Below are 20927 nucleotides of genomic sequence, written 5' to 3' on the forward strand. Positions count from 1 at the left end.
GGACGCTGGGGCGGCGCGAGGGAGCGACGCCGTACATGGTGGTGCTCTCCGCCTTCCAGGTGCTGCTGTCGAAGTACAGCGGGAGCACGGACATCGTCGTCGGGAGCCCCATCGCGGGCCGGACGAGGAAGGAGGTCGAGGAGCTGATCGGCTTCTTTGTCAACACGCTGGTGCTGCGCGCCGACCTCTCGGGAGACCCGAGCTTCCGGGAGGTGCTGGGGCGGGTGCGGGAGGCGACGCTGGGCGCGTACGCGCACCAGGAGCTTCCCTTCGAGAAGCTGGTGGCCGAGCTGCAGCCGGAGCGCAGCTTGAGCCACTCGCCGCTCTTCCAGGTGATGTTCGCGCTGCAGAACGCCGAGGGCGGGGGCGCTCTTCCGGGGCTGGAGGTCAGCGGAGTCGGAGCGGCCATGGAGATCGCCCAGTTCGATCTCTCCCTGACGCTCTGGACGACCCCCAAGGGGCTGCGTGGCGCGCTGAACTACGGCACGGACCTCTTCGAGCGCGGCACGGTCGAACGGATGCTCGGCCACCTGGAGCGGGTGCTGGAGCAGGTCACCGCGGACGCGGACGTGCGGCTTTCGCGGCTGGAGCTGCTCGGCGAGGCGGAGCGCGCGCTGGTGGTGGAGGCGTGGAACCGGACCGAAGCGGAGTATCCGGCGGAGCTGTGCATCCACGTGCTGTTCGAGGAACAGGCGGCGCGCACGCCGGGGGCGGTCGCGGTCGTCTACGAAGGAGAGGCGCTAAGCTACGCGGAGCTGAACGCAAAGGCCAACCGTCTCGCCCACCACCTGCGCGGCCACGGCGTGGGCCCGGAGGTGCGGGTGGGCGTGCTGATGGAGCGGAGCCTGGAGATGGTGGTCGGCATCCTGGCCATCCTCAAGGCCGGCGGCGCGTACGTGCCGCTGGATCCCGGGTATCCCGCGGAGCGTCTCGCCTTCACCCTGTCCGACGCCGGCGTGCCCATCGTGCTGGCGCAGGAGACGGTGCGCGCGACCCTCGCGGTGCCGGATGGCGTGGAGCTGATCAGCCTCGACGCCGCGCGTGTGGAGATCGCGGCGGAGCCGGCGGAGAACCCGGCGGGCGGCGCGGGGCCGGATTCGGTGGCGTACGTCATCTACACCTCCGGCTCCACCGGCCGCCCCAAGGGCGCCATGAACAGCCGCCGGGGGCTGGACAACCGGCTGCGCTGGATGCAGCGCGCGTACGGGCTGACGGCGGCGGACGCGGTGCTGCAGAAGACCCCGGTCGGCTTCGACGTGTCGGTCTGGGAGTGCTACTGGGGCCTGCTCACCGGCGCCCGCACGGTGGTCGCCCGGTCCGGCGGGCACCGCGATCCCGCCTATCTGACCGAGCTGATCGAGACCCAGCGGGTCACCGTCGCGCACTTCGTGCCGTCCATGCTGCGGGTCTTCCTGGACACCGCGGACCTGGGCCGGTGCGGCTCGCTGCGCCAGGTCGTGGTCAGCGGCGAGGAGCTGACGGCCCGGCTGCAAAGGCGGTTCTTCGACAGCGGCCTGCGCGCCGGCCTCGACAACCTGTACGGGCCGGCCGAGGCGGCCATCGACGTGACCCGCTGGCAGTGCGGGCCGGGGGACGAGCCGGCGGTGCCGATCGGCCGCCCGGTCGAGCAGACCAGCACGTACGTCCTGGACGCCGCCGGCCGGCCGCTGCCGGCGGGGGCCGAGGGCGAGCTGCACCTCGGCGGGGTCCAGGTCGGGCGCGGCTACCTGGGGCGGCCGGGGCTGACCGCGGACCGGTTCGTGCCGGACCCGTTCTCGGACACCCCCGGCAGCCGGCTCTACCGGACCGGGGACCGGGCCCGGCTGCGCCCGGACGGCGCGCTGGACTACCTGGGCCGGCTGGACGAGCAGATCAAGCTGCACGGCGTACGGATCGAGCTCGGCGAGGTCGAGGCCGTGCTCGCGGCCCAGCCCGGCGTCCGGGCGGCCGCGGCGGCGGTGCGCGGGACCGCCGACGACGCCGTCCTGGTCGGGTACGTGGTGGGGGACGCCGAGCCGCGGGCGCTGCGGACCCGGCTGGCCGAGCTGCTGCCCGAGCACACCGTGCCCGGCGTCGTCGTCGGGCTGGACGCGCTGCCGCTGTCGGCCAACGGCAAGCTCGACCGCCGGGCCCTGCCGGACCCGCCATCCGCCGGGGACGGTCTCGCCGACGGCGCGGGTAGCCCGCTGGAACGGGAGCTCGCGACCCTGTGGGGCGAGCTGCTCGGCCGCGGGCCGATCGGCCTGGACGACGACTTCACCGAGCTCGGCGGCAACTCGCTGCACGCGGTCCGCTTCCTGACCCGGATCCGGAGCCGGTACGAGCAGCCGCTGACCCTGTGGCAGCTGTTCACCGCGCGGACGCCGCGGGAGCTGGCGGCCCTGCTGGAGCAGGACGCCGAGGGCGACGCCCTGCCGCCCCTGCGGCACCGGGCCGACACGGCGCTGGTGCCCTCGTCGGGCCAGCAGCGGCTCTGGTTCCTGGACCACCTCAGCCCGGCTGCCGGTGTGGCGTACAACGTGCCGACCGCGTCCCGGTTTCGCGGGCCGCTCGACGTGGCCGCGCTGGAGGCCGCGCTGAGCGACGTCGCCGGCCGGCACGAGCAGCTGCGGACGTCCTTCGAGCTGGTCGGGGGGTCGCTCGGCGCGCGGGCGCAGGACCGGCCGCTGCCGCTGCACGTGGTCGACCTGCGCGGGCAGCCCGACGCCGAGCGGGAGGCGCGCGAGCAGGCCGACCGGGTCGCGGCCGAGCACCTGGACCTGGCCGCCGCGCCGCTGGGCCGGAGCGTGCTGTTCCGGTTGGGCGACGAGGACCACCTGCTCGTGACCGTCCTGCACCACCTGGTCGCCGACGGGTGGACGATGGACGTCGTCGATCGCGACCTGGCCGACGCGTACGCCGCGCGGGTCCAGGGCCGGCCGCCCGGGTGGGTTCCGCCCGGCCTGACGTACCGCGACTTCACCGCCTGGCAGCTCACGCTGCCCGATCTGCTCGCGTACTGGCGGGATGCGCTCGACGGCGCCCCGGTCGTGCTGGAACTGCCGGCCGACCACCCGCGGCCCGCCACCCGCAGCCACCGCGGCCGGCGGATCGGTCTCCGCGCGCCGGCCGGCCTGCTGGCGACCGTCCGGGAGCTGGCCGGCCGGACCCGGAGCACGCCGTACGTGGTCTGCCTGGCCGCGTTCGGCCTGCTGCTGCGGGAGCTCACCGGCCGGACCGACCAGCTCGTCGCCTCGCCCGCGGCGGGCCGGCCCGACCCCGCGCTGGAGGACGTGGCCGGCTTCTTCGCCACCACCGTGCCCGTCCGCGTACGCCCCGGCGACGGGTCCTTCCGGGCGCTCGTCGGGGCTCTGCACCGCACGGCCCTGGACGCGCTGGACCACCAGTACGTGCCGTTCGAGAAGCTCGTGGCCGAGCTCGCGCCGGCCGGCGACCTGTCCCGGCCGCCGCTGGCGCAGGTGGCGCTGGCCTATCAGGGGCCGCTGCGGCCGTACGCGCGGCTCGACGGGCTGGCTGTGGCGCCGGTCCCGGTGGACAACGGGACCGCGAAGTTCGACCTGACCGTCGAGCTGCACGAGGTCGGGGACGAGCTGCACGTGGTCCTCGAGTACTGCACCGACCTGTTCGAGGCCGAGCGGGCCGAGGCGATGCTCGACCGGTACGTCGACCTGCTGGGCACCGCCGTCGGCGATCCCGACGCCGCGGTCCCGGCGCTCATCACCCCGCTCGTCGAGCCGGCGCCGCTTGCCGAGCCGGCGCCGCTTGCCGAGGCGGCGCCGTTTGCCGAGGCGGCCTCGCTCGCTGAGGCGGCGCCGTTTGCCGAGGCGGCGCCGCTCGTCGAGCCGGCGCCGTTTGCCGAGGCGGCCTCGCTCGCTGAGGCGGCGCCGCTTGCCGAGGCGGCCGCTGCGGATCGGCGTTGTCTGCATGAGATCTTCGCCGACGCCGCCGCGCGCTGGCCGGACCGGATCGCCGTCTCCGATCCCGGCCGCGGGCTCGCGTACCGGGACCTGGACCTGGCCGCGAACCGGCTCGCCCACCGGCTGCGCCGGGCCGGCGCCGGTCCCGGGGTACTGGTCGGGCTGTGCGCCGACCGTACGGTCGACCTCGTCGTCGGCGTGCTGGCCGTGCTCAAGGCCGGGGCCGCGTACCTGCCGCTTGATCCCTCCCATCCGGCCGCCCGGCTGGACCTGGTCCTGGCCGACGCCGACTGCCGGATCCTGCTGGCGGACGCGGAGTGGGCGGCCGCGCTGGCCGGATCCGGCCGCGCGGTGGTCGGCCTGGACGAGCCGACGACCGGCGAGCCCGAGGACCCGCCCCGGACCGGCGTACGGCCCGAGGACGCGGCCTACGTCATCTACACCTCCGGCTCGACCGGCCGGCCCAAGGGCGTCGTCGTCAGCCATGCGAACGTCACCCGGCTGTTCACCGCGACCGACGCCGACTTCGGCTTCGGACCCGAGGACGTCTGGACGCTGTTCCACTCGATCGCCTTCGACTTCTCGGTCTGGGAGCTGTGGGGCGCGCTCCGGTACGGCGGCCGCCTCGTCGTGGTCCCGCACCTGACCAGCCGGGAGCCGGCCGCGTTCCTCGACCTGCTCCGGGTCGAGCGGGTGACCGTGCTCAACCAGACGCCGACGGCGTTCCGGCAGCTGGCGGCCGTCGCCGAGGACGCCGGCTTCCCCGCCCACGACCTGCGCGTGGTGGTCTTCGGCGGGGAGGCGCTGGACCCGGCGACGCTGCGCGGCTGGGTCGGCGGCTACGGCACCGCCCGGCCGCGGCTGGTCAACATGTACGGGATCACCGAGACCACCGTGCACGTGACCGTCCGCCCGATCGCCCTGGCCGACCTCACCGACGCGGGCAGCCCGATCGGCCGGCCGATCGGGGACCTCCGGGTGCACGTCCTCGGCCCGGACCTGGCCGAGCTGCCGGCCGGCACCGAGGGCGAGATGTACGTCGGCGGACCGGGCGTGGCCCGTGGCTACCTGGACCGGCCGGCCCTGACCGCGGACCGGTTCGTGCCGGACCCGTGGGGCACCCCGGGCGACCGGCTGTACCGCACCGGCGACCTCGCCGTACGGCGTCCGGACGGCGAGCTGGAGTACCGGGGGCGGGCGGACAGCCAGGTGAAGGTCCGGGGGTTCCGGGTCGAGCTCGGCGAGATCGACCGGGCGTTGCTGGACCAGCCCGGTGTCCGGGCGGCGGCCTGCGTGCTGCGGGCGGACGAGCCGGGCGCGCCCAGGCTGGTCGCCTACCTCGTCCCGGAGCCGGGCCGGGCGGCCCGGCCGGCGGACGTCCGCGCGGCGCTGCTGGAGCGGCTGCCCGGGCACATGGTGCCGGCCGCCTTCGTCCCGCTCGACGCGCTGCCGCTGTCGCCCAACGGCAAGCTCGACCGGGCCGGCCTGCCGCGGCCGTCGTCCGACGACCTCGCGCTGTCCGGGCCCGGGGTGCGGCCGCGGACCGAGACCGAGCGCGCGCTGGCGCAGGCGTGGTCGGGGGTGCTCGGCGTCGACGAGCCCGACGTGCACGACAACTTCTTCGCCGCCGGCGGCGACTCGATCGTCGCCATCCGACTGGGGGTGGCGGCCCGCGCGGCCGGGCTGCCGGTCACCGTCGAGGCGCTCTTCCTGCATCCGACGATTGCCGAGCTCGCCGCGGAGTGCGACCGGCTCGGGGGCGGCCCGGCCGAGACGTCCGGTCCGGTGGTGTCGACCGGGCTGGCCGACCTCGACCCGGCGGACCTGCCCGCCGACGTGGTCGACGCCTACCCGACCGCGGCGATGCAGCTCGGGATCCTCTTCGAGTGCGAGCTGTCCGACGAGTCCGAGCTCTACCACGACCTGATGAGCGTGCAGGTCGCCGCCCGGTTCGACCGGCCGGCGCTGGAACGGGCGCTGGCCGGCCTCTGCGCCCGGCACGAGATCCTGCGGACCACCTTCGACCTGGGCGGCTTCCGGGAGCCGATGCAGTTCGTGCACCGCAGCGCCGTGGTGCCGGTGACCGTGCAGGACCTCGGGTCCGGCTCGGCCGAGGAGGCGCTGGCGGACTGGTGGCGCCGGGAGCAGGCCGACCCGTTCGACCTGGGCCGGGCGCCGCTGGTCCGCTGTGCCGTGCTGCGCCGGACGCCCGGGTCGTTCCAGCTTTCGCTGGCCGTCCACCACATCGTGCTCGACGGCTGGAGCCTCGCGCAGCTGATGACCGAGCTGCTGCTGCGGTACGACGCCGGGCTGCGCGGCCAGGACGCCGAGCTGCCACCCCCGGCCGCGCGCTACCGCGACTTCGTCGCCGCCGAGCAGGCGGCGGCGGCCGACCCGACCGCTGAGCTCTTCTGGACCGAGCGGCTCGGCCCCGACAGCGCTCCGTCCGCGGCGCCGGACCAGGCGTCGCAGGGGGGCGCCTTCCGGGAGCTGCTGCCGGACGAGCTGGACGCGGACCTCCGGCGTACTGCGGCGGACCTGGGCCTGCCGGTGAAGAGCCTGTTCTTCGCCGCCCACCTGGCCGCCCTGGCCGCGCTGACCGAGCGGCCCGGCGTGGTCAGCGGCCTGGTCTCCAGCGGCCGGCCGGAGCAGGAGGACTCCGACCAGGTCCTCGGCCTGCTGCTGAACATCCTGCCGATCCGGGCGACCGTGTCCGGGTCCTGGGCCGAGCTGGCCCGGGCGGCGTTCGACGCCGAGCGGGAGACCCTGCCGTTCCGGCGCTTCCCGCTGGCCCGCATCCAGCGGCTGGCCGGACGCGATCGCGCGGTCTTCGAGGTGGCGTTCAACCACACGGACTTCCACGTGCTGGCCGGGCTCGACGCGCTGCGGGAGGTCCGCGTCCTGGACTGGTGGTTCTCCGACCAGCACAGCTTCCCGCTGATGGTCGAGGTGAACCGGGTGCCCGGCTCGGGACGACGGCTGCTGGAGGTGACGGCGAGCGCGGACAGCCGGCTCGCGGACTCGGCGACCCGGCTCGGTGCGCTCCTCCGGCAGGCCCTGGAGCGCCTCGCCGCCGACCCGTCCGCGTCCGCCGAGCACTGGTCGGTGGCCCGGTAGCGGGTCCGGATTGCCCAGGATCGGCGGTTATGCTCGGCGCCCCGGTCCGAGGAGAGTGGGTTGCCCGACGACGCGGTGATCGTGTGCGACAACCTCGTGCGGATCTATCAACGGGGATCGATCGAGGTCCAGGCGCTGCAGGGGTTGGATCTGCGGGTCGGGGCCGGCGAGATGGTCGCGGTGGTGGGCGCGTCGGGGTCCGGGAAGTCGACGCTGCTGTCGCTGCTGGCGGGCACGGACGTGCCGACCGCCGGACGCGCGACGGTCGACGGCTGGGACCTGCTGAGGATGACCCGGGCCGAGCGGGTGCGGTACCGGCGCCACACGGTCGGGTTCGTCCGGCAGCGGACGACCGCGAACCTCGTCCCGTACCTGACCGCACGGCAGGTGGTCGAGCTGCCGATGTCGTTCGCGCGGACGACCGGCCGCAAGACCCGGGCGACGGCGCTGCTGGAGACGCTCGGGGTCGCGCACTGCGCGGACCGGCGCCCGGCCCAGCTGTCCGGCGGCGAGCAGCTGCGGGTCGCGCTGGCCGTCGCACTGGCCAACCGTCCGACGGTCCTGCTGGCCGACGAACCGACCGGCGAGCTCGACACCGAGACGTCGGTCGAGGTGTTCGGCGCGCTGCGGGCTGCGAACCAGGAGCTGGGCGTGACCATCGTGATCGTCACGCACGATCCGGCGGTCAGCGGCGAGGTCGAGCGTACGGTCGCCATCCGCGACGGCCGGACCAGCAGCGAGGTGCTGCGCCGGCAGGTCGACGGCGGTGTCGTCGCGGAGGAGTACGCGGTGATGGACCGCGCCGGACGGGTACAGGTGCCGAAGGACTACCGGGAGGCGCTCGCGCTGACGCGCCGGGTGCGGCTCGCGCTCGAGTCCGACCACGTCACCGTACGGCCGGACCGCGGGCCGTGAGCCCGCGGCCGATGCTCGCCGTCCGCGGTGTCACCCGCAGCTTCGGCACCGTGCACGCGCTGACCGACGTCTCCTTCGACGTCGAGGCCGGGACCCTGGTCGCGCTGGTCGGCCGGTCCGGGTCGGGCAAGACCACGCTGCTCAACGTCGTCGGCGGGCTGGACCGACCGGACGCCGGCACCGTCACCGTCGACGGCACCGACGTCACCGCGCTGGACGAGGAGGGCTTGAGCCGGCTCCGCCGGGAGACCGTCGCGTACGTCTTCCAGACCTTCGGGCTCATCCCGGTCCTGTCCGCGGCCGAGAACGTCGGCGTCCCGCTGCGCCTGAGCCGGACGCCGGTGGCCGAGCGGGAGCGCCGCGTCGCCGTCCTGCTCGACCTCGTCGGGCTGGCCGACCACGCCGAGCAGCACCCGGACGAGCTGTCGGGCGGGCAGCAGCAGCGGGTCGCGATCGCCCGTGCGCTGGCGGCGTCGCCGCGGCTGCTCGTCGCGGACGAGCCGACCGGGCAGCTCGACGCCGAGACCGGGCTGGCGGTGATGGCGCTGATCCGCGGCGTGGTCGAGTCCGAGGGCGTGACCGCGCTCGTCTCCACCCACGACCCGGTGATGGTCGCGTTGGCCGACCGGGTCGTCCGAATCGCCGACGGGCGGGTCAGCGCGTGACGGCACCGGGCCGGGCCCGGCGGCCACGTCGATGCTGAGGTTGCTCGTACGCCGGGCGGCGGCGCAGTGGCCGATGCTGGCGGCGGTCCTGGCCGTGGTGACGATCGGGGCGACGGTCCTCGGCGTGTGCGCGCTGCTGCTGACAACGGCGCAGGAAACGGCTCTGCGGCAGGGGATCTCACGCTCGCCGGCGTCCACTGTGGACGTCACGGCGTTCGTCGGCGGGGTGCCCGGGAGAGCCGGCGAGGCGGTCGCCGCCGACGCGGGCACGGTGGTCGCCGGGGCGCTGACGCCGCTGGCCGCGACGACCGCCACCCGGGCCTCGTCCGCGGTGCGGTTGCTCAGCGCCGAGCCCCGCCGGGTCGGCTATCTGTCCGGTGTGGACGGTCTGCCGCAGCGGGCGGTGCTGACGGCCGGCCGCTGGCCGCGGGCCGGGTCCGATCCGACCGAGGCGGTGGTGCTGGAGCCGACCGCTCGGCAGCTCCGGATCGAGCTGGGCAGCCGGGTCCGGCTCGGTGCCGAGGTCGGGTCGGGCAGCGCCCCGGACGTCACCGTCGTGGTCGTCGGCGTCTTCCGGCCGCGGCCCGACGCCGGCTGGGACCGGGACCCCCTCGGGGCGGCCGGCTACGACCCGGACCACCGCGATCCCCGCCCGGCCAGCGCGTACGGGCCGTTCGTGGTCGACCTCGCCGACCTCTACCGAAGCGGCTCGACGGTCGACCGGCTGCAGGTGACCGCCCATCCCGACCTGTCGGCGGTGTCGGGTCCGTCGCTGCGGGCGGCGCAGGCCTCGCTCGCCGGCGCGGACGGCCGGCTGACCGCGGCGATCGGGGACCGCGTCCGGATCGAGCGCGTCGCCTCCGAGCTGCCCGGCACGCTGGCCCGGGCGCACGCCCAGCAGGACGCGACCCGCTCGACCGTGCTCGTCGTCGTGGTGCTCGGGGCGGCGCTGGCCGCGGTCGCGCTCGGCCTGGCCGGGCGGCTGGTGACCACGCTGCGGGCGGAGGAGACCGCGCTGCTCGGGACGCTCGGCGCGAGCCGGCGACAGCTGGCCGGGATCGCATCGCTGGAGGCGGTCGCCCTCGCGGTCGCCGGGGCGCTGCTCGCGGTCCCGCTGTCCGGGCTCGCGTACGCCGTCCTCACCCGCCACTCGGGCCTCGTCGATGCGGGCCTGACCGTCACGGGCATCCAGGTTCTCGGAGTGGCGATCGGTGCGCTGCTGCTGGCCGCGGTGCTGGTCCGGCCGGGCCGGGCCACCGGAGTGCTGGTCCGCTCGGGGGCCGACGTCCTGCTGGTCGTGCTCGCCGTCGGTGGCTGGTGGCAGCTGCGGGACCAGCCCGACACCTCGACGGGTGTGGACGCGGTGCGCATCGCCGCTCCGGTCCTTGTCCTGATCGCAGGCGCCGCGTTGGCATTGCGGTTGGTGGCGGTGCCGCTGTGGCTGGCCGAGCGGGTCGCGCGCCGGTCCCGCGGGCTCGTCCTCCCGCTCGGCGCGGTCGAGGCCGCGCGCCGGCCCCGGGCGGTCGCGGCCGCCGTACTGCTCGGGCTCGCCGCGGCGACGGGCACCTTCGGGTTGGCGTTCGGCGCGACCTGGGAGAGTTCCCAACAGGACCAGGCCGACGTCCAGGTCGGTACGGACCTTGCGCTCACGCTGGCCGCCCCGCCCGTGGCCGGTGAGGGCGCCACCGTGCGGGCCGCGACCGGCGGCACGGTCTCGCCGGTGACGAACCGCGCCGTCGTCGTCGGGCAGGCGATCGGCGGCGATGCGCCCCGGCTCGTCGCCGTCGACACCCGGCACTCGGCGGAGATCCTGCGCGGCCGGGTGGACGGGGGCTGGGCCGCGGTCGGGGCGCGCCTCACGCCCGCCGCGGTCACCGGGTTGCCGGCCGGGGATGCCACCATCACGGGGACCGCGACCGGCGGGACCGGGCTGCGGCTGACGCCGCGGCTGGTGCTCCAGGACGGCACCGGCCTCCGTACGCCCTGCGACTCGGCGGCGGTTCCCCTGGACGGGCGGCCGCACCGGCTCACCTCCTGCGGACCGGCGTCCCGGATCGTCGCGCTCGACCTGCGGATCGATCTCGAACCCGGCGCGCCCGGCGGCGACGGCACCAGCCGGGTGACGGTCGACCTCGCCGGGCCCGGATCGGCGGCCGGCGCGTGGAGCGCGACGGCGGCCACGCCGGACTGGGTCACGAGCGCGGGCGCCGAGGTCCGGGCGGCCGGCGGCAGGACGGTCGTGCGGACCACGGCCACGGTCGACCTGACCGCGCTCGGGTTCGTGCCGGCCGAGGTCGTGGCGACGGCGTTCCCGCGGACGGCGGCGGTGCCGGTCGCGGTGTCGAGCCGGTTCGCGGACGCGCTCGGGGCCGGGCCCGGCGACCGGCTGGCGGTCACGGTCGGGACCACACCGGTTCCGGTCGTCGTGGCGACGGTCGTGCCGGCCGTGCCGTCGGCGCCGGGGCAGGTCGCGATGCTGGCCGACGTGGACGCGCTGTCCCGGGCGCTGATCGGCGCGGGTGAGCTCGCGCCCGCGGTCGACGCCTGGTGGGTGGGCGGGCCGGCGCGGTCCGACGGGATCCCCGGCCTGGGCACCGTGCTGACCCGGGCCGGCGTGGCCGACGATCTCGCGCACGGGCCGCTGCGGGCCGGGCTCCCGGCCGCGCTCGTCGTCCTCGTCCCGGCGGCGGTGGTGCTCGCCCTGGCCGGCACGGTGCTGCACGTCAGCTCCGACCTCGAGTCCCGGGCGCTGGAGGTGGCCCGGTTGCGGGCGCTCGGCGTACGGCGGCGCGGCGTGGTCGGCGGGCTGCTGGCCCAGCACGGCGGGGTGCTGGTCCTCCTGCTCGGGGCCGGTGCGGTCGTCGGTGCGCTGGCCGCGCGCGTGGTCGGGCCGTTGCTGATCCGGTCCGACGTCGGGGCGGCGCCGGTGCCGGCGGCCCGGACGCGCTGGCCCTGGCCGGCCGAGGGCGTGCTCCTTCTCGTACTTCTCGCCGGCTGCACGCTGGCGGTCGCGCTCGTCGTCCTCGTCCAGGTCCGCCGCGCCAACGCGAGCCACCTCCGGGTCGGCCCATGACCACCCGTCCGTCCGGGGTCGCGCCGTCCGGGGTCGCACCGTCCGGGGTCGCACCGTGCGGGGTCGCACCGTGCGGGGTCGTGGCGCACTGGGTCCCGGGGTGAGGGCGCTCGTGCGGGGGGCGTGGGCGGAGCGGTGGTCGCTGCTGCTGGCCGCGGTCGTGGTCGGCGTCGCGACGCTGCTCGCGTCCGCCGTACCGGTCGCGATCGGGAGGACCGCCGACGACGCCGTCCGGGACGCCGTCACCCGGGCCGGGACCGACGCGACCGTCGTGGTGAACGCGCCGTTCGAAGAGGAGGACCCGTCCCAGCGGCTGCGGGTCTCGCGCACGGCCGCGATCCTCGACCAGGACGCGAGCCTGGCCCGGTTCCAGCTCGGGCCCGCGCTGGCGGCGGCGTTCCGGCCGCCGGTGCCGGCGCTGCGCAGCACGCTGCTGCAGGTCACCGGCGGCGGCCCCGGCCGCACGTTCCGGCTCGCGTACGTCGGCGGCGCCCGGGTCGCCTGGGTCGCCGGCGGCCCGCCCGCGGCGGCGGTCCCGGCCGCGGCCGCCGGCGACGTCGTCCCGCCGGACTCCGGTCCGTGGCCGGTGCAGGTCGCCCTGTCCCAGCCGGTCGCGGCCGCGCTCGGGGTCGGCCCGGGCGACCGCGTCCCCGTCCGGGACCCGCGGGGTCAGGCGCTCGACGTCCGGGTCAGCGGCGTCTTCCGCCCGCTCGACGCGGCCGACCCGGGCTGGGGGACCGCGCCGCTGCTCGCCGGCGGCGCCACGACGGCCGGGCTGCTGAGTGCCGACTCGGTGCCCGACGCGCGGCTCGCACTCAACCCGGACGAGGTGACGCCGACGGTCACGTTCACGCCGGAGCCGAGCCGACTGCGCTCCCGGGACGCGGAGCCGTTCGCCGCCGCGATCGTCGCCCTCAAGGCCTCCTCCGGCACGGAGGAGGCCTCGTTCTTCCGGTGGCAGAGCGGGCTCGACGGCGTGCTGCGGGACGCGCAGGCCCGGATCGTGGCCGCGACCGCCCAGGCCGACGTGCTCCTCGTCGGCCTCGTGGTGAGCGCGGCGCTGATGCTGCTGCTCGCGGCCGACCTGCTCGTCCGGCGGCGTACGCCGGTGCTCGCCACCCTGCGCGAGCGCGGCGCGTCCCTGCCTCAGCTTGGCGCCGGGCTCGTCGGGGAGTCGGCCGTGGTCGCACTGGTGGGGGCGGCGGCCGGACGGGCGGCCGGCCTCTGGACCGTGCCGGTCCTGGTGGTCGCCGTGCTCGCCACTCCCGGGTTCGGCCTCTGGGCGGCGGCCCGGGCGACCCCGGCCCGGCGGGTCCCGGCGAACCGTACGGCCCGGCGGTCGGCCGCCCGGACGAGGCAGCTGCGCCGGGCGGCCGGCGAGCTCGCGGTCGTCCTGCTCGCGGTCGGGGCGTTCGCCGCGCTGGTCCAGCGGGGCGCGCAGGGCGTCCTGCCGGCGGCGGCGCCGACACTCGGGGCCGTGGTCGGCGCGCTCGTGGTGCTGCGGCTGCTCCCGGCCGGCGTCGCGTTCGGGCTGGCGCGCGCCCTGCGTTCGCCCCGCAGCCTTCCCGTGCTCGGTGCTGCCAGAGCCGCGGCGACGTCCACACGGGCGCTGCCGCTGCTCGTCCTGGTCGTGCCGACCGCGCTGCTCGCGGTCGCCCTCGCGGTCCGCGGCACCGAGGGCGACCGTCCGCTGGAGGAGGGGCTCCGCCGCCTGGCGTCCGTCTCGGCCGTCGTGCTGCTCGTCCTGGCGGCGCTCGGCGTCGTGCTGGCCGCCGCGACGACCGCCCCCGCCCGCGCCGTCACGCTGGCCCGGTTGCGCACCCTCGGCCTGCGACCCCGCGACGCCCGCCTGGTCGCGGCCGGCGAGCTCCTCCCGCCGGTCCTCGCCGGCGCGATCGCCGGCACCGCCCTCGGCGTGCTCCTGGCCCACCTCGCCGTCGCCCGCGTCGTCGGCCACGCCGTCACCGTCCCCTGGACGGCCGCCCTCCCGATCCCCCTGCTCGCCCTCACCGCCACCCTCGTCGTCGCCACCGAGTCCCGGGGCCGCCTCGCCCAGACGCTCCGCGCCGGCACCGCGTGAGGCTCAGGAGCTGAGGTGGGCGCCGGCGCCGACGGCGTAGGCCTCGTGGACCCAGCCGGCGAACTCACTGTCCATTTCGGACGGTGCGGTGAGGCGGAAGTGGTGGACGTACAGGCGTTTCGTGTACGGGACCGCGCTGGTGAAGCGCGGGTCCTCGACCGCGCGCTGCAGGTCGAGGTACCCGGTGAGGCCGGTCGGGGTCGGGCGGGCGCCGGCGAAACCGCGGCGGACGCCCTTGAAGGTGATCGTCGTCTTGGCCACCGCGTACGTGAACGGGCCGCAGACCTCGACCAGGCGGACGAAGTCGTGGAACAACGACACCGACGACTCCGGCTTGTCCCGCAGATGATCCTCGACCGTCCACTCCATGAGCGGCGACGCTAGCCCGACGCCCGACGCCCGGCGGACGGTGACGACGGTGCCCGCCGCAGCCCGTCCGGGACGAAGTGCCCGAGCAACCAGCCCCGGTACGCGTTCCCGTCGCTCGCCGCGTTCCCCCGCTCCCCGAGTCCGGAAGCATGCCACGGGCGGGTCTGGACGGGTGATCCGTGGGACTGTTGACTGGCGAACCATTGGCGGCGCCGGTGCTGCCGAGGTGACTGCGGAGGTCGAGCGTGCCCCTTCTCGATGGCGACGGCTGGCAGGGCAAGATCTACTCGGGCGGGTGGATCGACGGCTCCGGGGCCGCGTACGACGTGGTCTCGCCGTCGACCGGCGAGACCCTGGGCCGGTCCGGGCGCGCGACTCCGGACGACGTGCACAAGGCGGCGGCCCGGGCCGCCGACGCGCAACGCGCGTGGGCCGCGCTGCCGTACGTGGAGCGGGCCGCGGTGCTGCGCCGCGCCGGCGACCTCTGGAACTCCAGCGCCGAGGAGATCGGCGGCTGGCTGATGCGGGAGACGGGCGCGATCGGCCCGTTCGGCGGCTTCCAGGTCATGACGAGCGCCGAGGAGTGCTACGAGGCGGCCGCGCTGGCCTCCGCTCCCTACGGCGAGTTGTTGCGATCCGCGCTGCCGCGCCTGTCGATGGCGCGCCGGATCCCGGTCGGCGTGGTCGGGGTGATCGCGCCGTTCAACGTGCCCACGATCCTGTCGATCCGCGCGGTCGCGCCGGCCCTGGCGCTGGGCAACGCGGTGCTGCTCAAGCCGGACCCGCGCACGGCGGTCAGCGGCGGCGCCGTGCTGGCCGCGATCTTCGAGCAGGCCGGCCTGCCCGAGGGGCTGCTGCATGTGCTGCCCGGTGGCGCCGACGTGGGCGAGGCGCTGGTCACCGAGCCGGCCGTGCGGGTGGTCTCGTTCACCGGCTCGACCAAGGCCGGCCGGGCCGTCGCGACGCTGGCCGCGCAGCACCTCAAGCGGGTGCACCTGGAGCTCGGCGGCAACTCGGCGCTGCTCGTGCTCGACGACGTCGATCCGGACGCGGCGTCCTCGGTCGGTGCGTGGGGTTCGTTCGCGCACCAGGGGCAGGTCTGCATGACCGCCGGCCGGCACCTGGTCCAGTCCGGCATCGCCGACGCGTACGTGTCGGCCCTCGTGGCCCGGGCGGATCGGCTCCCGGTCGGCGACCCGGCGTCCGGGCAGGTCGCACTCGGGCCGATCATCGACGCCGGGCAGCGGGACAAGATCCACTCGCTGGTGACCCGGTCGGTGGACGCGGGTGCGCGGCTGGCCAGCGGCGGGACGTACGAGGGGCTGTTCTACCGGCCGACCGTGCTGGCGGACGTGCCGGTGACGGCGCCGGCGTACTCCGAGGAGGTCTTCGGCCCGGTCGCCCCGGTGGTCCGCTTCGACACCGTCGACGACGTGGTCAAGCTGGCCGCCGACACCGCGTACGGGCTGTCGCTGGGGATCCTGACCAACGACGTCATGCGCGGGCTGGAGATCGCCGAGCGGATCCCGACCGGGTTGGTGCACATCAACGACCAGACCGTGAACGACGAGGCGACGATCCCGTTCGGCGGGGTGAAGGACTCCGGGACCGGCGCCCGGCACGGCGGCGCCCAGGCCAACCTCGATGCCTTCACCGACACCCAGTGGGTCACCATCCGGGGCACCCTCCCGCAGTACCCGATGTAGATCAGGGGCGGAGCGCGCGGACGAAGGCCTCGGCTTCGGGCGCGCTCATCCCGGTCTCGTCGGCGACCAGCCGGACGGCGTCGGCCTCGCGGCCGGCGCCGGCCAGCGACCGCGCCCGGTACGCCAGGTCGCCGCGCGGGTCCCCGGACGCGGACCCGGCGGACGCGGACCCGGCGGACGCGGACCCGGCCGGGGGAGCGACCGGCAGCGACGCCCCGGCCGCGATCGCGTCGACCGCGTTCTTGGCGTCGAGCAGGCTCAGCCCGGTCGCCTCCCGCAACTCCTTCACGGCCTGGATCCGCTGGCCCGCCCCGGTCAGCTCCCGCACCCGGGCCTGCAGCTGCGCGCTGACCGGCGTCGTCACCGGCCGCGGCGGGCTGTCCCGCCCCGGCCGCCGCGCCACCCGCACGACGACGAGCAGCACGAGCACCACCAGCACCAACACCACGATCTCCCCGACCCCCACCCTCGGACCCTAGCGGCCCGACTTTCTCCGAGCGGGCGGCCCGAGCGACATGCCTGCCGGCGCCTTACTACTCACGGCGGTAATTACCACTCTCAGTAGTACGGCTCCTGCCCGTGCTGCCCCGGTCGCCGGTCCGCGAGGGACTGTGGATCTAGCGGTGTCTCTGGCCTGACGCGCCGGTCCTGGTGGCCGGCGGGGAAGATCGAGGCCCGGTTCGGGGGTGGGACAAGGCGGGATGCGACCAACAGCCGGGAGGCCGTCCGCACCGCTCTCGGCCAGTTGCTGGACTATCGCGAGTGGATCGAGTCGCCGGTCCGAAGCATGGTGGTGATCTCGGGGCAACCGCCGGTCGGCATGGTCGATGTACTCAACCGCGTCGGAGTCGGGCTGATCTACGAAGACCCAGACACCGGCGCCTTCGTACGCCGTGATCCGCCGAGGTACTAGGCCGGTCGAGGGGTGGTGGACGCAGGCTGAACTGCGGTGGGCTCGGGGCCGTGGTAGTTCGGCCGTACACGGTTCCTGTGCGCGGTGCTGGGCATTCGACCAAAGCTTTGCCTTTCCCTGGGAATTTCTGGGCTCTGCCGGACCTCCGTGTCTGGATACGGTCCGGTCGCTTCCGTCGCGCATCCGATCGCGGCGACCGTCCTGGGGGGCGTCGGACGACCCCGCTGCCCTCCGAAGGGGGAACGCATGGTCAACCGGTCCTGGTGGCAGGGACGCGCTGCCACCGTGTCCTGGCTGGTGGCACTCCTCGCCGGCCTGCTCGTCGCCGCGGCGTACCCGGCCGCCGCCGCGTCGTCGGGGGGTTCCAAGACGCCGTCGATCGCCGTCGCGCCGCACTACAAGGTGGCCGGCAAGGCCAACCCGGGCGTGCCGCCGACGTTCACCTGCCAGACTCAGCCGTCGGGCCAGTGCTTCGGCCCGGCCCAGATCCGCGCCGCGTACGGCATCGACAAGGTCAACGCCACCGGCGCGGGCCGCTCGATCGTCATCGTGGACGCCTTCCAGAGCCCGACGATCCAGCACGACCTCGACCTCTTCGACTCGGTCTTCGAGCTGCCCGCGGCGACGGTGAACATCGTCGCGCCGGACGGCCTGACCCCGTTCGACCAGGCCGACGCCAACCAGACCGGCTGGGCCGGCGAGATCAGCCTCGACGTGGAGTGGGCGCACGCCGTCGCTCCCGCCGCCAAGATCACGCTGGTGCTGTCGAAGACCAACGACGACGCCGACATCCTCTCGGCGACCAAGTTCGCGGTCGACCACAACCTGGGCGACGTCATCTCGCAGTCCTTCGGCGAGGACGAGCGCTGCGTGGACCCGGCCATCGCCGCCCAGCAGCACCGCGTCTTCCAGGCGGCGACGCTCAAGGGCATCACGCTGCTCGCGTCCTCGGGTGACCAGGGTGCGGCGCAGCCGACCTGCGACGGCAGCACGTTCAGCAAGGCTGTCAGCTCCCCGGCGACCGACCCGCTGGTGACCGCGGTCGGTGGCACGCTGCTCGACGCCGACGGCATCACCGGCGCGTACCACAGCGAGACCACCTGGAACGAGCCGGACTTCGAGGCCGGTGGCGGCGGCGGGTTCAGCACGCTGACCCCGACCCCGATCTTCCAGAAGCAGCTGCACCTGCCCTCCCGCGGCGTGCCGGACGTCTCGTACAACGCCGGCATCAACACCGGTGTGCTCGCGGTCTGGAGCACCTCGGGTCAGGGCGCGGACCTGCTGTTCATCTTCGGTGGCACCAGTGCGGGTTCCCCGCAGTGGGCCGGTCTGGTCGCGCTGTCGGCCCAGCTCCGGCACGCCCGGGTCGGCTGGCTCAACCCCCAGCTGTACGCCCTGTCGCTGGTCAAGCCCGTCTACAACGCGCTGTTCCACGACATCACCACGGGAGACAACACCTTCCACGGTGAGGCGTTCGGCGACCCGACCATTCCCGGGTTCGCGGCCAAGAAGGGCTGGGACGCGGCGACGGGTCTCGGCACACCCAAGGCGAACACGATCGTCCCGGTCCTCGGCGGCAAGCTGCCGTAGGCACCGGTAGTTCGGAGGGCGGCGCGGGGTCCGGTCCCCGCGCCGCCCTTCGGCGTCTCCGGACGGTCCGGAAGGATCGGCTGGGAACGTTCCCGGTCTTGTCCCAGCAGGTCTCACCGGGTAGAGATAGTGCTGGCCAGGTCGATGTCGACCCGGCAGCCGGACCGGTGTCGAGGCGGCGACACCGGCGAGCGGGGGCAGGCAAGCCCCGGCCGGCTCTCCTCTACCTCAGGCAGGTTGCCCAGATGCAGCTTTCCCCTGTCCGCAGGAGATTCGGGATCGGGTTGGCGGCCGCGGTCGTCGCCTCGTTCCTGACCACCGGCGCCCTCGCCGCCCCGGCGAGCGCGGCGCCCACCCCGGCCGCCCCGCACTCGGCCGCCGCGGCCGGCGACCCGGCCTTCGGGCCGAACGTCCTGATCTTCGACCCGAGCATGCCGCAGGCCCAGATCCAGGCCACCGTCGACGCGCTCCACACCCAGCAGGTGTCCGACCAGTTCGGCACCGGGCGGTTCAGCCTGCTGTTCAAGCCGGGCACGTACGGGTCGGTGGCCCAGCCGCTGCGCTTCAGCGTCGGCTACTACACCGAGGTCGCCGGCCTCGGCCGCAACCCCGGCGACACCGTCATCAACGGTTCGATCGACGTCGAGAACCAGTGCTTCCCGACGGCGCCGGGCGCGCCGACCGACTGCACCGCGCTGGTGAACTTCTGGCGCTCGATGTCGAACCTGTCGATCAACGTGACCGGCCAGACCGGCTGCCAGACCGGCAACGAGTTCTGGGCCGTGTCCCAGGCCGCGCCGATGCGCCGGGTGCAGATCAACGGCGGCCTGTCGCTGATGGACTTCTGCTCGGCCGGCCCGCAGTTCGCCTCCGGTGGCTTCATCTCCGACTCGGCGGTCTCCGGCACCACGATCAACGGCAGCCAGCAGCAGTTCATCGTGCGCAACTCCAGCCTCAACGGCTGGTCCAACGGCGTCTGGAACCAGGTCTTCGCCGGCGCCGTGGGCGCTCCGGCGCAGAGCTTCCCGACCCCGCCGTACACGACCCTGGACACCAACCCGGTGTCGAAGGAACGCCCCTACCTGTACGTCGACGCGGCCGGCAAGTGGAACGTCTTCGTCCCGTCCCTGCAGCGCAACGGCGCCGGCACGACCTGGGCCACCGGGCCGACCCCGGGCCGCTCGCTGCCGCTGTCCAGCTTCTACCTGGCCCGGCCGGGCGACAGCGTCACCAAGATCAACCTGCAGCTGCTGCTGGGCCGCAACCTCATCCTGACCCCGGGCGTGTACGACGTGGCCAGCACGATCCTCGTCTCGCACCCGAACCAGGTCGTGCTCGGCATGGGCATGGCCACGCTCACCGCCCAGCGCGGCTCGACCCCGCTGGCGACGCTGGACCTGCCCGGCATCGACGTGGCCGGGCTCATGATCGACGCCGGCCCGCAGAACTCGCCGGTGCTGTTCAAGGTCGGCACCAGGCTGCTCGGCGCGATCGGCAGCACCACCAACCCGGTGGCGATCCAGGACGTGTTCTTCCGGATCGGCGGCCCGCACGTGGGCAAGGCCACGACCAGCCTCGAGGTCAACACCCGCGGCACGCTGCTGGACGACATCTGGGCCTGGCGGGCCGACCACGGTGACGGCGTCGGCTGGACCGTGAACACCGCGGACACCGGCGTGGTCGTCAACGGCGCGGACGTCACCGCGACCGGCCTGTTCGTCGAGCACTACCAGAAGTTCAACGTGATCTGGGCCGGCGAGCGCGGCCGGACGATCTTCTTCCAGAACGAGATGCCGTACGACTCCCCGACCCAGGCCGACTGGTCGCACGACGGGGTCGACGGGTTCGCCGCGTACAAGGTGCTGGACTCGGTCCGGACGCACGAGGCGTGGGGGCTGGGCAGCTACATCTTCACCAACGTGAACCCGGCGCTGCACTCCACCAACGCGTTCGAGGTGCCGAACCGGCCCGGGATCGCGATGCACGACCTGCTCACGATCTCGCTCAACAAGGCCGGCACAATCGACCACGTGATCAACGGGGTCGGCGCGGCCGTGACCCCGGACCGGCAGGGTCCGGAGAACGTGATCAGCTACCCGTAGTCCGAAGGCGGCGGACCGTCCGGTGTGGACGGTCCGCCGCCCGGGCATCGTGTCCGATGTGGACTTCGATCTCGAGCGGTTCGTGACGGCTCAGGACAGTACCTATGAGGCCGCGCTGGCCGAGCTGCGCGCCGGGCACAAGCGCGGCCACTGGATGTGGTTCGTGTTCCCGCAGATCGCCGGCCTCGGCTTCAGCTCGATGGCGCAGCGGTACGCGGTCGCGGATCTGGCCGAGGCCCGGGCGTACCTGGCCCATCCGGTGCTGGGGCCGCGGCTGGTCGCGGCCGCCCGGGCGCTGACCGAGCTGGACGCGACGGATCCGGTCGCTGTGCTCGGCTCGGTGGACGCGCTCAAGCTGCGCTCCTCGATGACGTTGTTCGCGCACGCCACCGAGGACGAGCCCGTGTTCACCGAGGTCCTGCACCGGTACTACGGCGGCACCGAGGACGACGCGACGCTCAGCCGGCTCTGAGGATCTCC

11 protein-coding genes are annotated in these 20927 nt (G+C 74.9%); 9 read left to right on the forward strand and 2 right to left on the reverse strand.

The annotated features are described in order from the left end of the window. Positions 1 to 5: 5 nt before the first annotated feature. The 5 genes from VGP36_06895 to VGP36_06915 all read left to right on the forward strand — a co-directional run bounded on the left by VGP36_06895 (position 6) and on the right by VGP36_06915 (position 13767). A complete protein-coding gene (locus tag VGP36_06895) occupies positions 6 to 7034 on the forward strand; it encodes an amino acid adenylation domain-containing protein (GenBank protein HEV7654448.1) in 7029 nt (2342 codons plus the stop codon). Between the two features lie 60 nt (positions 7035 to 7094). Further along, the gene (locus VGP36_06900; GenBank protein ID HEV7654449.1) at positions 7095 to 7949 is read left to right on the forward strand and encodes an ABC transporter ATP-binding protein; all 855 of its coding nucleotides are present in this window, start codon (positions 7095 to 7097) and stop codon (positions 7947 to 7949) included. Then, on the forward strand, positions 7946 to 8614 hold the full coding sequence (locus tag VGP36_06905) for an ABC transporter ATP-binding protein (GenBank protein ID HEV7654450.1): 669 nt from the start codon (positions 7946 to 7948) through the stop codon (positions 8612 to 8614). Before VGP36_06900 ends, VGP36_06905 begins: the two co-directional genes overlap by 4 nt. 31 nt (positions 8615 to 8645) lie before the next feature. After that, positions 8646 to 11687, forward strand: coding sequence for a hypothetical protein (locus tag VGP36_06910; GenBank protein ID HEV7654451.1), 3042 nt, complete (start codon positions 8646 to 8648; stop codon positions 11685 to 11687). Positions 11688 to 11787: 100 nt separating this feature from the next. After that, positions 11788 to 13767, forward strand: a complete 1980-nt coding sequence (locus tag VGP36_06915) for an FtsX-like permease family protein (protein ID HEV7654452.1) — start codon at positions 11788 to 11790, stop codon at positions 13765 to 13767. A gap of 3 nt (positions 13768 to 13770) precedes the next feature. On the opposite strand, the gene VGP36_06920 is transcribed toward VGP36_06915, so the two are convergent. Continuing rightward, positions 13771 to 14136: a DUF5655 domain-containing protein gene (locus VGP36_06920; GenBank protein HEV7654453.1), complete on the reverse strand. Its 366-nt coding sequence runs from the start codon at positions 14134 to 14136 to the stop codon at positions 13771 to 13773. A 245-nt stretch (positions 14137 to 14381) separates the two neighbouring features. Here VGP36_06920 and VGP36_06925 point away from each other — a divergent pair, with 245 nt between their 5' ends. Continuing rightward, positions 14382 to 15842, forward strand: coding sequence for a benzaldehyde dehydrogenase (locus VGP36_06925; GenBank protein ID HEV7654454.1), 1461 nt, complete (start codon positions 14382 to 14384; stop codon positions 15840 to 15842). A 1-nt stretch (position 15843) separates the two neighbouring features. On the opposite strand, the gene VGP36_06930 is transcribed toward VGP36_06925, so the two are convergent. Next, the gene (locus VGP36_06930; GenBank protein ID HEV7654455.1) at positions 15844 to 16308 is read right to left on the reverse strand and encodes a hypothetical protein; all 465 of its coding nucleotides are present in this window, start codon (positions 16306 to 16308) and stop codon (positions 15844 to 15846) included. A 693-nt stretch (positions 16309 to 17001) separates the two neighbouring features. On the opposite strand from VGP36_06930, the gene VGP36_06935 reads away from it, so the two are divergent. From VGP36_06935 to VGP36_06945, 3 genes are all read left to right on the forward strand, one after another. Further along, entirely contained in the window at positions 17002 to 18345 is a 1344-nt protein-coding gene (locus tag VGP36_06935) for a S53 family peptidase (protein HEV7654456.1), read from the forward strand. Between the two features lie 245 nt (positions 18346 to 18590). Continuing rightward, entirely contained in the window at positions 18591 to 20447 is a 1857-nt protein-coding gene (locus VGP36_06940; protein ID HEV7654457.1) for a glycosyl hydrolase family 28-related protein, read from the forward strand. A 46-nt stretch (positions 20448 to 20493) separates the two neighbouring features. Then, positions 20494 to 20919 (forward strand): DUF1810 domain-containing protein, encoded by a 426-nt coding sequence (locus VGP36_06945; protein HEV7654458.1) that lies wholly within the window; start codon positions 20494 to 20496, stop codon positions 20917 to 20919. Positions 20920 to 20927: the final 8 nt, after the last annotated feature.

The sequence above is a fragment of the Mycobacteriales bacterium genome, assembly GCA_035995165.1.
Lineage (GTDB): Bacteria > Actinomycetota > Actinomycetes > Mycobacteriales > CADCTP01 > CADCTP01.